General features: G+C 54.2%; 1 protein-coding gene. It reads left to right on the top strand.

Features of this window, described 5'->3' with window-relative positions; translation table 11 throughout:
* Positions 1-791, top strand: a 791-nt coding sequence (locus L696_RS0110070) for a helicase-related protein (protein ID WP_025683533.1), incomplete at both ends; no start/stop codon positions are given.

Genomic DNA, 791 nt, shown 5'->3' with positions numbered 1-791 from the left:
GGGGAGCCGTGGCTGGCGGAGCAAAAAATGTTGATGCTGGAGCCAAGGCGCTTGGCGGCACGTGCAGCAGCGGCACAAATGGCGAAAGCACTGGGAGAACAAACCGGGCAGACGGTGGGCTACCGGGTTCGCATGGATACAAAAGTAGGGCCGAATACGCGGGTTGAAGTGGTTACGGAGGGCGTGTTGACCCGGATGCTGCAAAATGATCAGGCGTTGGAGGGGATCGGCCTGATCATTTTTGATGAGTTTCATGAACGTAGCCTGCATGCAGATTTGGGCTTGGCGCTTGCCCTGCAAAGTCAGGCGCTATTGCGGCCTGATTTAAAAATATTGATCATGTCTGCCACACTGGAGGCTGAGCCTGTGTGCCGTCTATTGGGGGACGCTCCATTGCTGGAATGTCCGGGCACGGTATTTCCGGTAGAGACGTTTCATTTATCCAAGCCTTCATCGACTTCATTAGAATCCTTTACGGCAGAGACGATAGAGAAGGCCCTTCATGCTCATGAAGGCGATCTGCTGGTATTTCTCCCGGGGGCCAGAGAAATTCATAGAACGGAACGTGAGCTGGTGTCAAGAAATTTGCCTGCACACGTCAAGGTTATTCCGCTGTACGGCAGTATGAAGCTGGAGCAGCAGGATGAGGCGATACGACCGTCGGCTTTGGGAAGCCGCAAGGTCGTATTGGCAACCTCTATTGCCGAGTCCAGCTTGACGATAGCCGGGATTACGGTAGTGATAGATAGCGGCTTGTCGCGGGAATCCGTATTTTCCGCGCGAACCGGCAT

Origin of the sequence: Paenibacillus maysiensis (assembly GCF_000520815.1) — a bacterium.
Taxonomy (GTDB): Bacteria; Bacillota; Bacilli; order Paenibacillales; family Paenibacillaceae; genus Paenibacillus; species Paenibacillus maysiensis.
This window is presented reverse-complemented; position numbering and strand designations above follow the sequence as displayed.